The organism is Sphingomonas sp. S6, assembly GCF_043498045.1.
Classification (GTDB): Bacteria; Pseudomonadota; Alphaproteobacteria; order Sphingomonadales; family Sphingomonadaceae; genus Sphingomonas.
On the sequence record NZ_JBIEOE010000003.1, the window covers coordinates 301,403 to 315,832 of the forward strand.

At 66.8% G+C, this 14,430-nt stretch carries 14 protein-coding genes; 3 read left to right on the forward strand and 11 right to left on the reverse strand.

The window, feature by feature from the left end; translation table 11 throughout:
- Positions 1 to 147: 147 nt before the first annotated feature.
- Positions 148 to 1,380: a polyhydroxyalkanoate depolymerase gene (locus ACGVWT_RS06985; protein ID WP_116461962.1), complete on the forward strand. Its 1,233-nt coding sequence runs from the start codon at positions 148 to 150 to the stop codon at positions 1,378 to 1,380.
- A 60-nt stretch (positions 1,381 to 1,440) separates the two neighbouring features.
- On the opposite strand, the gene ACGVWT_RS06990 is transcribed toward ACGVWT_RS06985, so the two are convergent.
- The 10 genes from ACGVWT_RS06990 to rnr form a co-directional block, all read right to left on the reverse strand.
- Positions 1,441 to 1,923, reverse strand: coding sequence for a pyridoxamine 5'-phosphate oxidase family protein (locus ACGVWT_RS06990; RefSeq protein ID WP_116461961.1), 483 nt, complete (start codon positions 1,921 to 1,923; stop codon positions 1,441 to 1,443).
- 359 nt (positions 1,924 to 2,282) lie between these two features.
- Entirely contained in the window at positions 2,283 to 3,461 is a 1,179-nt protein-coding gene (locus ACGVWT_RS06995; RefSeq protein ID WP_315461886.1) for an acetyl-CoA C-acyltransferase, read from the reverse strand.
- Positions 3,462 to 3,522: 61 nt separating this feature from the next.
- Entirely contained in the window at positions 3,523 to 3,981 is a 459-nt protein-coding gene (locus tag ACGVWT_RS07000; RefSeq protein WP_116461959.1) for a MaoC family dehydratase, read from the reverse strand.
- 169 nt (positions 3,982 to 4,150) lie between these two features.
- On the reverse strand, positions 4,151 to 5,323 hold the full coding sequence (locus tag ACGVWT_RS07005) for a mechanosensitive ion channel family protein (protein WP_315461887.1): 1,173 nt from the start codon (positions 5,321 to 5,323) through the stop codon (positions 4,151 to 4,153).
- A 7-nt stretch (positions 5,324 to 5,330) separates the two neighbouring features.
- Positions 5,331 to 6,344, reverse strand: a complete 1,014-nt coding sequence (locus ACGVWT_RS07010; RefSeq protein WP_116461957.1) for a DNA topoisomerase IB — start codon at positions 6,342 to 6,344, stop codon at positions 5,331 to 5,333.
- Between the two features lie 55 nt (positions 6,345 to 6,399).
- Positions 6,400 to 7,437: an acyltransferase gene (locus ACGVWT_RS07015; protein ID WP_315461888.1), complete on the reverse strand. Its 1,038-nt coding sequence runs from the start codon at positions 7,435 to 7,437 to the stop codon at positions 6,400 to 6,402.
- A complete protein-coding gene (locus tag ACGVWT_RS07020) occupies positions 7,434 to 8,795 on the reverse strand; it encodes a DUF5935 domain-containing protein (protein WP_315461889.1) in 1,362 nt (453 codons plus the stop codon). Before ACGVWT_RS07020 ends, ACGVWT_RS07015 begins: the two co-directional genes overlap by 4 nt.
- Positions 8,788 to 8,943 (reverse strand): hypothetical protein, encoded by a 156-nt coding sequence (locus ACGVWT_RS07025; RefSeq protein ID WP_315461890.1) that lies wholly within the window; start codon positions 8,941 to 8,943, stop codon positions 8,788 to 8,790. Before ACGVWT_RS07025 ends, ACGVWT_RS07020 begins: the two co-directional genes overlap by 8 nt.
- Before the next feature lie 186 nt (positions 8,944 to 9,129).
- Positions 9,130 to 9,468: a hypothetical protein gene (locus tag ACGVWT_RS07030; protein WP_315461891.1), complete on the reverse strand. Its 339-nt coding sequence runs from the start codon at positions 9,466 to 9,468 to the stop codon at positions 9,130 to 9,132.
- Positions 9,465 to 11,684 (reverse strand): ribonuclease R, encoded by a 2,220-nt coding sequence (gene rnr / locus ACGVWT_RS07035; protein ID WP_315461892.1) that lies wholly within the window; start codon positions 11,682 to 11,684, stop codon positions 9,465 to 9,467. The genes ACGVWT_RS07030 and rnr overlap by 4 nt, the downstream gene beginning before the upstream one ends.
- 147 nt (positions 11,685 to 11,831) lie before the next feature.
- Here rnr and ACGVWT_RS07040 point away from each other — a divergent pair, with 147 nt between their 5' ends.
- Both ACGVWT_RS07040 and ACGVWT_RS07045 read left to right on the forward strand, forming a co-directional pair.
- A complete protein-coding gene (locus ACGVWT_RS07040) occupies positions 11,832 to 12,752 on the forward strand; it encodes a rhodanese-related sulfurtransferase (protein ID WP_394425742.1) in 921 nt (306 codons plus the stop codon).
- A gap of 178 nt (positions 12,753 to 12,930) precedes the next feature.
- Positions 12,931 to 13,311 (forward strand): hypothetical protein, encoded by a 381-nt coding sequence (locus ACGVWT_RS07045; protein ID WP_315461894.1) that lies wholly within the window; start codon positions 12,931 to 12,933, stop codon positions 13,309 to 13,311.
- Positions 13,312 to 13,452: 141 nt separating this feature from the next.
- Here the strand turns inward: ACGVWT_RS07045 and ACGVWT_RS07050 are convergent, their stop codons facing one another.
- Positions 13,453 to 14,364, reverse strand: coding sequence for an SMP-30/gluconolactonase/LRE family protein (locus tag ACGVWT_RS07050; protein WP_394425746.1), 912 nt, complete (start codon positions 14,362 to 14,364; stop codon positions 13,453 to 13,455).
- Positions 14,365 to 14,430: the final 66 nt, after the last annotated feature.

Sequence of the window (14,430 nt, forward strand, 5' to 3'; positions counted from 1 at the left end):
TCGCGCCTAGCAGCCGGGGCAAGGCGGCTCAACGCCGCGCGCATTCACTCGGACTGGCGCTTATCGCGCGTCTCGGGCGTTCAGACGATTGCAGCACCCGCGAATGCCGTTACGTATACGGCAACCAATACAGGCTACGACACGATCATGCTCTACGACGCCTATGAAATGCAGCGCTCGATGCTGGCCGGGGCCAGCGCCATGGCGACCTTCGGCGCGGACTGGATGCGCAATCCGGCCAATCCCTGGTCCTATGTCGGTGGCGGCCAGCTGGTCAGCTCCGCGCTGGAGGTGTTCGCCCATGCCTCCGCGACGCGCGGCAAGCCGGCCTTCGGCCTCGACCACACCGTCATCGACGGCAACGAGGTGGCGGTGCATGAGGAGATCGTGCTGCAGAAGCCATTTGGCCAGCTGAAGCGCTTCCGCCGCGACGGCGTGGAGGGCGGGCCGAAGCTGCTGATCGTCGCGCCGATGTCGGGCCACTATGCGACGCTTCTGCGCGGTACGGTGGAACGGATGCTGCCGAGCGCGGACGTCTACATCACGGACTGGCGCGATGCGAAGCTGGTGCCGCTGAAGGACGGCCATTTCGACCTCGACGATTATATCGACTATTTGGTCGCCTTCCTGGAAGCGATGGGGCCGAACGAGGGCCAGGGCGGCACGCATATGCTCGCGGTCTGCCAGCCGTCGGTGCCCTGCTATGCCGCAGTCGCGCTGATGAGCGCGGACAAGCACCCCTGCCGACCCAAGACGCTGACGATGATGGGCGGACCGATCGACACGCGCGAGGCGCCGACCGCGGTCAACACGCTCGCCACCGAACGCCCGCACGCCTGGTTCGAACAGAATGTCGTCGTGACCGTGCCGATGATGTATCCGGGCGCGGGGCGGAAAGTGTATCCGGGCTTCCTGCAGCTCGCCGGCTTCATGTCGATGAACCTCGGCAATCACATGATGAGCCATTGGGAGATGTTCAAGCATCTGGTCCAGGGCGACGGCGAAAGCGCGCAGGCTACCAAAAACTTCTACGAGGAATATCGCGCGGTCTGCGACATGACGGCGGAATTCTACTTGCAGACGGTAGATCTGGTCTTCCAGACGCATGCCCTGCCGCGTGGCGAGATGCTGCACCGTGGACGCCGCGTCGATCCGGGCGCGATCACCGACGTCGCGGTGCTGGCGATCGAGGGCGAGCGCGACGACATTTCCGGGCTCGGGCAGACCAAGGCGGCGCTGACTCTCGCCACCAACCTGCCGGCCGAGCAAAAGCGCTATTACATGGCCGAGGGCGCCGGCCATTACGGCATTTTCAACGGCTCGCGCTGGCGCAACAAGGTGGCGCCGATCGTCGAGGAATGGATGGCGGCGCACGCCTGATACGCGAAGGGGCGGCTCCCGTCGGAACCGCCCCTCCCGTCGTTTACGAGGCCAGATGCCTCAGGCGACCGAGTCGACCACAGCGTGGCTGCTCGATTCGTCGCTGCGGATCGTGCCGCCGAACAGCATCTTGAGCCGGCCACCGATCGAGATGTCGGTTTCCCACAGTTCGGCGCTGTCGATGTCGAAACGCAGCAGCGTCAGGTTGGGGTCTTCCTTGCCGCCCGGGAACCAGGCTTCGACCTGATTATTCCAGAGCTTGTCGATCTGCGTGCGATCATCGTCACGGCTGACGTTGCCTGCGAGACACGCGAAGAAGTCGTGCCCCTTGCCGACGAACTGCGCCATGGCGTCGCCGCCCTTGGCAATGCGGTTGTCGCGACCGGCAAAGAAGAACAGCGTATTGGGCTGATCATCGTCGATTTGCGCGGTCATCGGCTCCGAATGCTCGCCGTCCATCAGGCCGATCATCACGAACGGGCTGGACTTCAGCTTGTCGAGGAACTTGGCGGCCACTTCCTGCGGGCTGTCTTGATCGGCCATGCATCGTCTCCTGTACCGGGGGTTCGGTCGAGAGAACGAGCGCATAGGGGGTTGGTTGCGCGGAAAGACCGCTTCGGCCACGATCGCCGGTGGCGGCAATCCTGCCGTCATAGCAGAGGAGTGGGCCTATGACGCTCGCCGATCTGTGCCTGATCCTAGGCGTGCTCTTCGCCTTCGGGACCTTGGTCCTGAAGATCATCGAAGTGGCGCGTAGCAGGTAAGGTGCCGGGCGGGGCTCGCGCTGACACGCGAGTCCCAAACGTTTTTGGGCCTCGGTCGCTGACACAACCGAGGCCCAAGCAGAGGGCGCCTATGACATCGCCAAAACCTACATACCCTTTCCGGGCCTAATTTTCAACTTATAGGACCTCGAACAATCCCGCCGCGCCCATGCCGCCGCCGACGCACATCGTGACGACGACATATTTCGCACCGCGGCGCTTGCCCTCGATCAGCGCGTGGCCGGTCATGCGGGCGCCGGACATGCCGTAGGGATGTCCAATCGAGATCGCGCCGCCGTTCACATTGAGCAATTCGTCGGGAATGCCGAGCTTGTCGCGGCAGTAGAGGACCTGGACGGCGAAGGCCTCGTTCAGTTCCCACAGGCCGATGTCCTTCATCGTCAGGCCGTTCTTTTCGAGCAGCTTCGGGATCGCGAAGACCGGGCCGATGCCCATTTCGTCGGGCTTGGTGCCCGCCACAGCCATGCCGACGTAGCGGCCGAGCGGGGTCAGCCCCTTCGCTGCGGCGACCTTTTCCTCCATCAGCACCGATGCCGAGGCACCGTCCGACAGCTGGCTGGCATTGCCCGCGGTGATGACGCCGTCCGGCCCGACCACCGGCTGCAACGCCTGCAGGCCTTCCAGCGTCGTATCGGCACGATTGCCCTCGTCCTTCGACAGCGTGACGTCCTTGGTGCTGACCTCCTTCGTCACCTTGTCGATGACGTTCATCGTCGCCGCCATCGGTACGATCTCGTCATCGAACTTGCCCGCCGCCTGCGCCGCGGCGGTGCGCTGCTGCGACTGGAGGCCGTAGGCGTCCTGCGCCTCGCGGCCGATGCCGTAGCGCTTGGCGACCGTTTCGGCGGTCTGCAGCATCGGCATATAGATGTCGTTGTGCATCGCGAGCAGCTGCTTGTCGGGGGCGACGCGCATCTGCGGAGTCTGGACCATGCTGATGCTTTCGACGCCGCCGCCGATCGCGACGTCCATGCCGTCGATCACGATCTGCTTGGCCGCCGTAGCGATCGCCATCAGGCCGCTGGCGCACTGACGATCGAGCGACATGCCCGACACGGTGATCGGCAGGCCGCCGCGCAATGCCGCCTGGCGCGCGATATTGCCTGCCTGATGCCCCTGCTGAAGCGCGGCGCCGAACACCACGTCCTCCACTTCGGCGCCGTCGATGCCAGCGCGCTTCACGGCATGTTCGATCGCATGGCCGGCCAGCGCCTGCGGCGTCGTGTTGTTGAAGGCGCCGCGATAGGCGCGGCCGATCGGCGTGCGGGCGGTGGAGACGATGACGGCGGAGCGCATGGGCTGGCTTCCTTGATGGGGCGCGACGCGGCGCGCGGGTTCGGTGACTATGGGGTTGGCGTCAGACGAAAATCTGGCTGATCCATTCGGCAATCAGGGCAGGCTTGTCCTGCCCTTCGATCTCGACGACGAAGTTGGTGGTCTGCTGGAACTGGCCGGGACGCTTTTCGTCGAAGGCGAGCAGCGTGAAACGGCCGCGCACGCGCGATCCCGAACGGACGGGGGTGAGGAAGCGGACCTTGTTGCCGCCGTAGTTGACGCCCATCCGCGCGCCCTCGATCTGCGGCGCGTCGGGCACCTTGCTGCTGAGCAGCGGCATCAGCGACAGCGTGAGAAAGCCATGCGCGATCGTGCCGCCGAAGGGCGTCTGCGCCGCTGCGACGGGATCGATATGGATGAACTGATGGTCGCCGGTCGCTTCGGCGAAGCGATCGATCATGTCCTGCGTTACTTCGACCCAGTCGGACACGGTTTCGGTGCCGACCCTGTCCTTCATCGCCTGCGCGGTGATCGTCGTCACGAAGAATCGCCCTCCCGATTGCGGCACGCGGATGGCGTTCCGCGTCGCGCCATCCTGTAGGCGGAGGCGGGGGCATTCCGCAAGCCCCTCTCCCGACCGAAAGCTTGAACCCTGGCATTCCTACGCGATGAATCGCGCCCAAGCGGACGGACCCGATGTTCGAAAAAGCCTAGGGCGCGGTGGCGTAGGGCATCACCAGCTTGCCGTCCGGGCCGGCGGTGTAGGTCGTCTGCGTCGGGTAGGCGATGCCGATCCCTTCCGCGGCAAAGCGGCGGATCAACGACACCATGATGCGGTCGCGCATCGGGTGTGCGGTCGCCCAATCGTCGCCCGGAATGTCGAATTGCAGCACGAAATCGAGGCTGGAGGCGCCGAAGGTTTCGAAGCTGGACCGCGCGACCTTGCCGCCTTCGCCCTCGACGATCTCACGCATGATCTGCGGCACGCGGGCGAGCGTATCGGGCGGCGTTTCGTAGGTGACGCCGATCGTGAACGCGAGCCGGATATGGTCGCGCACGCTGGTGTTCTGGATTTCCTTGTCGAGCAGCTGCTTGTTGCTGATTACGCGCAATTCGCCGGTGAAGGCGCGGATGCGCGTGCTCTTCAGGCCGATCGATTCGATGACGCCGTTGGTCGTGCCGTAGCTGATCTTGTCGCCGCGGCGGAACGGCCGATCGAAGATGATCGCGAGCGCGGCGAACAGGTCGCCGAAAATGCCCTGCGCGGCGAGACCGATGGCGATACCGCCGACGCCCAAACCGGCGATCAGCCCGGTGACGTTGACGCCGAGATTGTCGAGCACGACGACCAGCGCGATCGCGAACAGCGCGACGGTGACGAGCAGGCGGATGAGGCCCATCGCGCTGAGCAACGCCTCGCCCGAATAATGTTCGCTGCTGGTGCGGTGTTCGATCGCGCCGAGGATCAATTCACGCGCCCAGATCGCCGCCTGGAACACCGAGGCGACGGTCCACAGGAAGTTGATCGTCGTCGACACCTGGCTCGGCGCGCCGGCATAGCCCGCGACCAGTTTGGCGGCGAGCATGACGATGAAGAAGTTGTTGGTGCGCGCGATCGCCCGGCCGACGATCGCGCCCCAGCCGCGGCGCACGAGCGTTTCGGCAACGCCCGAGACATCCTTGCGTCGGCACAGGCGTTCGCCCAGCCGACGCAGGCCGTGCAACGCGACGACGATCACCACGCCGACGGCGAGCGCGATGAGGATTTGCAGCCAGTGGGTGTGCAGCCAGACCTCGCTGGCGGTGTACAGGCCGGTCAATTGGTCCTGGACGCCGTTGCTGTCGAAGATCGGCGAAGAGGTGGCGGTCGTGTTCTTGGACATAATGGGATCAGGCCGCGGCTTTCAGCGGCGCCGTGCTGGGCGTGCCGGCTTCGAGGAAGGCGATGAGCCCCCGCTCTTCACGGCTGAGATGACGGGCGGAGCGCGGCAGGCGCAACGCGCGGCGGAAGGCGCCCTGCCCCGTCTTCACCAAGGCGATGAGTGACGGGTGGACGTAGCTCTTGCGCGCGATGGCAGGCGTATTGCCCAGGCGGGCGACGACGGGTTCGAGCAGCGCCTTCAGGCTGAGGTCGGCTTCGGCACGCGCCAAGGCCTCGAACGCGGTGACGCTGGCGCCCCAGGTGCGGAAATGCTTCGCCGTGAAATCGCCGCCGGTCGCGCGCTTGATATAATCGTTGACGTCCGACGAGGTGACGGGGTGCGCCTGTCCCTCGTCGTCCACCCAGGCGAACAGATGCTGTTCGTCGAGATCCTGCATCTTGCGTACCGTGGCGGCGAGCCGCTTGTCGGTGATCGCGACGTCGCGCTCCTTGCCGGACTTGCCCTTGTAGCGGAGCTTCAGCGTGTTGCCGCGGACGCTGCCGTGGCGCTTGCGCAGCGTCGTCGCGCCGTAGCTCTTGTTCGCTTCGGCATAGGCTTCGTTGCCGACGCGCAAATGGCCGATGTCGAGCAGGCGCACCACCGCGGCGATGGCGCGGTCCCGCGGCAGGCCGCGCGCCGCAAGGTCTGCCTCGACGCGCGCGCGCAGTTTGGGCAGGCAATGGCCGAAATCGGCGCACTTTTCGTATTTCGCCGCTTCCTGCGCCTCGCGGAAGCCGGTGTGATAGCGATATTGCTTGCGGCCCTTCTCGTCCCAGCCGACCGCCTGGATATGGCCGTTGGGCTTGGGACAATACCAGGCGTCGCGATAGGCGGGCGGCAGGCCGACCGCGTTCAGCCGGTCGATCTCGTCACGGTCGGTGATGCGATCGCCGTCGGGGGCATAATAGGCCCAGCCATTGCGAACCTTGCGGCGCGTGATGCCGGGCTTGGAATCATCGCAATAGACTATGCGTGCGGCCAATTGGGCACTCCCTTCCTAGTAGGAAATGCCCAGGCGTCGCAGGCGGTTCCGAGGGTTACCGCGCGCCGCGTGGTCGCCCGAGCGCGTTGAGCCGATGTTGCGCAGGCCGTTCGACCCAGCGGTAGAGGAAGACGGATGCGGCAAGGACGAGCGCGAGGTAGAGGGCGATGAGCGGCCAGGGCACCGACGCGGCGTCGCGGACGGCGACGAGCTTGAATGCCTTCCACAGCAGGAAATGCGACAGATAGGTTGCGTAGCTGATCTCGCCGAGCGCGTGGAGCCAGCGTCCCTCGAGCGGATGGCGCGGCGTGCCGGCGGTCAGTGCCAGCGCCAGCAGCAGGGCGGCAAACGTGACGGGCGCGGCGAACGTCTCAGGCAAGCCCAGCGCCCAGGCCGCCGTGCCGACCGCGGCGATGCCGAGCGGCCATGCGAGCGGCGGGCGGCGCAGGAACAGCGCGGCGAGAATCGTGCCGGTCGCAAATTCGGCGAGACAGCGGACGAGGCCGTAGCGCGGAATGTCCCAGCCCAGCGTCGGCGCACCCTGCATCGCGACGTAGAGGCCCGCGAGGATTGCCGCCGCGATAGCGACCAGCGCGAGCGCGGGCAGGCGCCGCCAGTCGATCGTCAGGACGAGCAGCGGGAACAGCAGATAGGCGGCGAGTTCGCAGCTGATCGACCAGGCCGGATCGTTCCAGTGCAGCGCATCGGTGAACCCCCAATTCTGGACCAGCAGCACGTGCAGCGGCAGTTCCGCGAAGGGAAAGGCGGGGTCGCTGCGCCCGGTGGCCCGCAACGCGAGCGCGAGGGCGACCGCGAAGACGAGCATCACCGCATGCAGCGGCCAGATGCGCGCGACGCGCTTTTGCAGGAAGCGGGCGATGCCGGCGCCCCCGTGCCCGCGCAGACGGTCGTGCCAGATCAGCCAGATGACGAAGCCGGACAGGAGGAAGAAGAAATCGACCGCCAGATAGCCTTTGGCGAACACCGCCTCGACGCTCCGCGGCAGGCCGCCAATGCTGGCACGGATATGGTAGAGGACAACGAGCCACGCCGCGATGCCGCGCGCAGAGGTGAGCGCGCGCAGTTCGCTCATGCCGGAATGGTGGCGACCCGCGGCTTGCGCAGCGGTGCCTGCCCCTCTTCGCTGCGGCGGCGGGCGAGATAGGTGTCGAGGCCGATCTGCGCGCCGAGCAGCATGTAGATGAACGGCTGGAAGGCGATGGCGATGAACGCCGCGCCGAGCAAATAGACGAGGTGCGCGGTCTGGAGCGCGGCGGCAAGCGGGCCCGCCCAGCCGAAGGGGCCGGCGGGATCGCGATAGCGGCGGCGCAGCACCTCCATGCGGACGAGGCCGATCAGGCTGATCGCCAGCCACAGGGCAAGGCCGGGATAGCCCTGTTCGCCCAGCATCTCGAAATAGGCGCTGTGATAGCCGCGGGCCTTGTCGGTCACTGCCTGATCGGTGACCGCGGCGGGTGTGCTGCCGTCGGCCGCGGTGGTCTTCTTGATCTCATAGCGGATGTGATTGCCGCGGAACGCCTCGAACCCGCCGCCGAAAGGGTGCGCCTTGGCATAGTCGATCGTCCACTGCCACACGGCGATGCGGGTGGAGGCGGATTCGTCGGCGTCATGGCTCTTGATCGTGCTCATCCGCTCGGTGAAGCTGGCGGGGAGGAACGGCACCGCGAGCAAGCCGGCCGCGCCGATCATGGCGAGATAGGTGAACTTGCGCTTCGTGTTGCGCAGCGAGAGGAGGGCGACGAGGACGGTGCAGAGCGTGCCGGTGCGCGTCGACGTGCCGATCGGGATCAGCAGGCAGGCGAAGATCAGGCACAGGCAAAAGCCCTTCACCTTCCAGTCGGGCGGGAAGATCGTGCCCCAGCGCATGAACCAGGCGATCAGCGGCACGATCGCGATCGCGACGGTGGAAATGGTCGACCCTTCGTACAGGCCCGAATTGTTGGTCACCATCAGGTCGAGCTGGCCATAGCCGCCGCCGCCCGCCGCGGTCTTGATGCCGCCCACGATGATGATCGTCGCTGCCGACAGGATCATGAACACTAGCAGCGACTCGATGCGCAGGCGCGTGCGCAGCGTCAGCGGCAGGAAGGCGGCGAAGGCCAGACACTTCCACACCCAATCCCATTTGTCGCGCGCGTCGACCGGGAAGTCCGCGCTCATCGTCGTGATCCCGCAATAGAGCAGCAGCAGGATGATGAGGCCCTGGCGCGGTGCGAAGCGGCTGTCGCTCTTGTCGTCCATCAGCAGCCAGCCCCCGACCGCCAGCACCACCGCGATCAGCGAAATGGGCACGGCGTTGAGCAGGATGTACGTCAGCCGCTGCGGCGAGACGATGTCGATATAGACGTACGCGCACACCAGCAGGAACGGGCGCCGGAGGCCCATTCCGAACAGCGCGGCGAGGAAGGCGACGAAGACGAGATCACGCACCGGCGGGCGGCTCCTGCGGCGCGGTGCGGCGCGCCCGCCAGTGGCGGGGCGGCGGCGATTCGGAATCGAGATCGGGCCGGCGCAGCAGGCGCCAGGCGGCGAGCAGCATCAGGCCGTGCGTCAGCGCCAGCGACAGATTGTCGATCATCGCGTGCGAGCGCTCCTTGTTCAGGCGGCGGGTGTAAGGAGTTCGGGTTGATGCGGCGTTAAGGGATTGCTCGCCTCGTCATCCCGGCGGACGCCGGGATCCATGGTCGCGGTGCCTCTGATGGTGTGACCGCCACAGACGCCGCGTGTCCATGGATTCCGGCGTTCGCCGGAATGACGAGGGGAACTAGATTCGGTAGAAGGCCACCGCCACCGCAGCGATCAGCAGCGCGACCATCAGCAGCACCGGCACGCGCTTCGCCCGGCGGGCCGCGGCGGCGGTTTCGTAGGCATGCATGTCGAACCAGAAGCGGCCCTGCCCCACGGCGCGGATCGACCCGTCGGCGATCATCGCGGCAAAGGCCTTCGCCTCGCGCGCATCGGCGGGGACGAAGGACATGGCATCGGCGGCGATCACCGCATGCGCGGCGACGAAGCGCGGGGCGATCGTGCCATGGACCAGATAGCGGTCGCGCACGGTGCCGCGCGGGCCGGATGTCGCGATACGGGTCAGCCGGTCGCTCACCGCCGCTTGCCGTTGTGGCGGATGTTGCCGGGCCGGCCGCGGCGCGCGACGACGCGATCCTTGCGGCCGCCCTTGATGCCCTTGCCGAGATGCCGCGGCCCGGGCGCGGCGCCCTTGCCGCCCGGCAGTTCGAAGCGCAGCGCGCCCGACACGGGGTTCGCTTCGGCAAGGCGCAATTCCAATCGCTGGCCCAGCGCATATTCTTCGCCGCTGTCCTCGCCGATCAATGTGCGCGCCGCCTCGTCGAAGCGGAAATATTCGCCACCGAGGTCGCGAACCGACATCAGGCCGTCGCCGCCGATCCCCTCCACGGTGGCGAAAAAGCCGTAATTCTGCACGCCGGTGATCCGCGCCGACACCGTTTCGCCGACCTTTTCCGAGAGGAAGGCCGCGACATAGCGGTCGATCGTGTCCCGCTCCGCCTCCATCGCGCGCCGCTCCAGCGCGCTGATCGTCGTACCGATCTGCTCCATCGCCTCGGCATCCGCCTTGGTGAGGCCACCCTCGCCCAAGCCATAGGCCGCGACGAGTGCGCGGTGGACGACGAGGTCGGCATAGCGGCGTATCGGCGAAGTGAAGTGCGCGTAGCTACCCAGCGACAGGCCGAAATGCCCCTGGTTGGCGGGCGCATAATAGGCCTGCGTCTGCGTGCGCAGCACCTGCTCCATCACCTGCGGGCGGAAGTCCGCATCGCCGATCCGTTCGAGAATGTGATTGAACGTCGCCGGGCGGATCACCTGGCCGAGCGCAAAGGGCACATCGAAGGTTTCGAGATAGTCCTTCAGCGCGACGAGCTTTTCACGGCTGGGCGGTTCGTGGACGCGGTACATGACCGGCGCCTTCTTCGCCTCCAGCGCCTTGGCGGCGGCGACGTTGGCGGCGATCATATAATCCTCGATCAGCCGATGCGCATCGAGTCGCTCGCGCGGGGCGACCGACATGATCCGGCCCTGCTCGTCGAGCACGACGCGGCGTTCGGGCAGGTCGAGATCGAGCGGTTCGCGCGCATCGCGCGCCTTGGCCAGCGCGCGCCAGCAGGCCCACAGCGGGCGCAGCACCTCGATCATCGCGCCGGCATCGGCGTCGATCGTCGCCTGCGCCTCCTCATAAGCGAGGTTCGCCGCGATGCGGACGCGAGCGCGGGCGAAGCGCCAGCTTTCCAGCTTGCCCGATTTGGAGATGTGAAGGTGGCAGACGAGCGCCGCGCGGTCCTCGCCTTCCTTCAGCGAGCACACCTCTGCCGACAGGATTTCGGGCAGCATCGGCACGACGCGATCAGGGAAATAGACCGAATTGCCGCGCCGCCGTGCCTCGCGGTCGAGTTCCGAGCCGGGGCGGACGTAGAAACTGACATCGGCGATCGCGACCACCGCCTGCCAGCCGCCATCCTCATGCGGTGCGGCCCAGACGGCATCATCATGATCGCGCGCATCGACCGGATCGATCGCGACGATGGGCAGATGGGTGAGGTCTTCGCGATCCTCGCCGAGCGGCAGTTCCGACACGCGCTTCGCCTCGTCGAGCGTATCGCCCGAGAAGACGTCCGGGATGCCGAGCTTGTGGATCGCGATGAGCGAAAAGCTGCGCGGCGCAAAGGGATCACCCAGCCGCTGGACGACGCGGACGCTGATCCGCGGCGGACGGCCGGTCATTTCGGTCATCACCAGATCGCCCGCCGCAGCGCCGCCAGTGTCGGAGACGGGAAATTCGCGCCGCTCCTTCTTCTCGACACCCGTCAGCCAGAAGCGTTCGCCGTCCTGCCGCAACACGCCGAGGATTTGCTCCGATGCCTTGGCGAGCACCTTCATCGGATGCGCGATCCAGCCGTTGCCCGCCTCTTCGGTGCGGGCGAGAATACGTTCGCCGATGCCGAGCGCGCCACGCTTGCGTTCGCGGACGCGCAGCCGCGGCACGGGGCCGTCCGCCTCCCAGCGATCGGGCACCGCCCAGACGTTGCCGCCATCGTCGACGTCGGCGATGCGCAGCACCGTCACCTTGGGCAGGCCGCCCATCTTGTGAAAGGCGCGGCCGGGGGCGCTGTCGATCAGGCCTTCGTCGGCCATGTCCTTCAGCATCGCCTTCAGCGCGATCTTTTCCTGCGCGGTCAGGCCGAACGCCTTGGCGATCTCGCGCTTGCCGGCGGGAACCTCCGATTGCGTGATGAAGTCGAGGATCTGCGCCTGCGTCGGCAGGCCGGGTCTGGGTTTCTTTGCCACGGACGAGAGATAGGGTTTGCGGGCGGGTTCGTCACCGCAAGTTTGTTCACGCGAAGACGCGAAGACGCGAAGAGGTTGCGGATGAGCGAGGCCACCCTGCGTCTTCGCGGCTTCGCGTCTTCGCGTGAACCGACTAAAGGCCTACCCATGTCCGTCACCGTCGCCGCGCTGTACCACTTCACCCGTTTCGCCGATCCCGCTGCGCTGCAAGGCCCGCTGCTCGCCTTATGCGAGGCGCAGGGCGTGCGCGGCACGCTGCTGCTCGCTGGGGAAGGCATCAACGGCACGATCGCCGGGCCGGCCGCAGGGATCGACGCGGTGCTTGGCCATATCCGTGGCCTGCCGGGCTGCGCGGGGCTGGAGGTGAAATTCTCCGCTGCGGACACGATGCCGTTCCATCGGACGAAGGTGCGGCTGAAGCGTGAGATCGTCACGATGGGCGAGCCGCTGGTCGACCCGACGGACCCCGGCACCTACGTCGATCCCGCCGACTGGAATGCGCTAATCGCCGATCCGGGTACGGTGCTGATCGATACGCGCAACGATTACGAGGCGGCGGTCGGCACGTTCGATGGTGCGGTCGATCCGGAGACACGGTCTTTTCGCGAATTTCCGGGCTGGTTTCGGGCGCATCGCGACGAATTGCTCGCCGGCACCAAGCGGGTCGCGATGTTCTGCACCGGGGGCATCCGCTGCGAAAAGGCGACGGCGTTCCTGAAGGCAGAGGGCGTGCCCGACGTATTCCACCTCAAGGGCGGCATCCTGAAATATCTGGAGGAGGTGCCCGCCGAGCAGAGCGCGTGGCGGGGCGAATGTTTCGTGTTCGACGAGCGGGTTGCGGTGGGGCACGGCTTGGCGCCGGGTAGCCATGGCTTGTGCCGGGCGTGCCGGATGCCGGTGTCAGAGGCGGATCGCGCCTCGCCGCTGTACGAGGAGGGCGTGAGCTGCCCACGCTGCCATGACACACGCGATGCGGCGGATCGGGCACGCTACGCGGAGCGGCACCGGCAGGCGCAGCTGGCGGAGGCGCGTGGCGAGGCGCATGTCGGGCGACGGTTCGAGGATTGAGAGCGTCTCGCACCCACCCTCACCCTATCGACGGCTTCGCCGTCTCTTCCCTCTCCCAGCGGGAGAGGGAGGGAGGCGCGTAGCGTCGGAAGGTGAGGGCCGAAGGGAAACGCTGCGCCTGTCGGATGAACCAACCCCCGGCATCGTCGTTATGCTGCCGTAACAGGAGGCTCGACGGATGCTGTTCACCACCACCACGCAATTCGCCGCGCTGGCGCTGTGCCTGATCGCAGGCTGGTTCTTCGGATTGGCGAGCAGCAGCGGCGGCAAGAAGTGGAAAGCGCGCTATGCCGCAGAGCGCGAGGCACACGGCACCTATCGCAAACAGGGCGACACCAGCCTCACCGCCGCGAATGCCCGCGTCGCCGAACTGGAGCGCGAGAATGCGCGGCTGACCGAAGCGGCGCAGGCCCGCCCGGTCGCGGCGCCGGTCGCTGCCACCACGGCGCCGACGATCGGTGAACGCCTGACCGGCCGCCGTCAGACCGCTGCCCGTCCGGCCTATCCGGCAGGCCAGCGTCCGGGCTGGTTCGACTTCGGTCCGCGGTCGCGGGTGTAATCGAACCGACGCAATACTCGGCCCGTCATTGAGAGCGCAGCGAAGCAACCCAGGACGTCCTGGTCCGGTTCTGGATTGCTTCGCTGCGCTCGCAATGACGGTAAAGGAACGATGCAACCCTTCATACGAGGGCCCGCTTCCTCAATAGGCCAGGCGCAATCCGGGTCGCGGCCAGCGCATCGTCACGAGCCGGCCGCTGCCCGACATCGTGACATACGCGTCGTGCAGATCGGGCCCGCCCCAGCAGATGTTGGTCGTGAACACGTCGTCGGTCGCGACGAATTCGACGAGGTCGCCCGTTGGTGACACGACGCTGATCCCGCTTTCGCCGATCGTCGCCACACAGATGTTCCCGCTGGCCTCGACACCCAGCGAATCGAAGAACTTATACCCCGCCGGTCGATAGATCGGGATGCCGGGTCCGCCCGGGCCGCCGCCGGGCGCGACCTTGCCGGGCGCGGTCACGTCGAACGCCATCAGCCGGCATGTGTAGGTCTCGGCCGCATAGAGGCGGCTGCCGTCGGGTGACAGGCCGATGCCGTTCGGGTTTTCCGACGGGAACACCACCTCTTCCAGGAAACTGCCGTCCGCCTTGGCGTAGAAGATGCCGGTGACGTCGCGCGCGCGGGGGCGCGTCTTGCCGTGATCGGTGAACCAGAAGCCGCCATGCGCGTCGAACACGATGTCGTTGGGGCCGCGCAGGGAACAGCCGAAATCGCCGTCGGCGTACAGCACCTCGACCGTGCCGCGCACCGGGTCGATGCGTTCGATCCGCCCGCCGCTATAATCGTCGGCCTGCCCGTGCGGCGCCAGAAAGCCGCCCGCCTCATGCCAGTTGAACCCGCCGTTGTTGCAGCAATAGAGCTTGCCGTCCGGCCCCATCGCCAGGCCATTGGGGCCGCCACCCGGCTCCGCGACCGCGTCGATCCGACCCTCGGCATCGATACGGGTGATCCGCCCGGCCGCGATCTCGACCAGGATGACGCTTCCGTCGGGCATCGCCACCGGTCCTTCGGGAAAGCGCAGCCCCTGCGCCACCGTCCGCCACGTCATCCCCGCGCCTCTCCCACGTCGTCGATGATGTCGCAGCATCGCCATGGCCGGCGGCGCTGGCAAGTC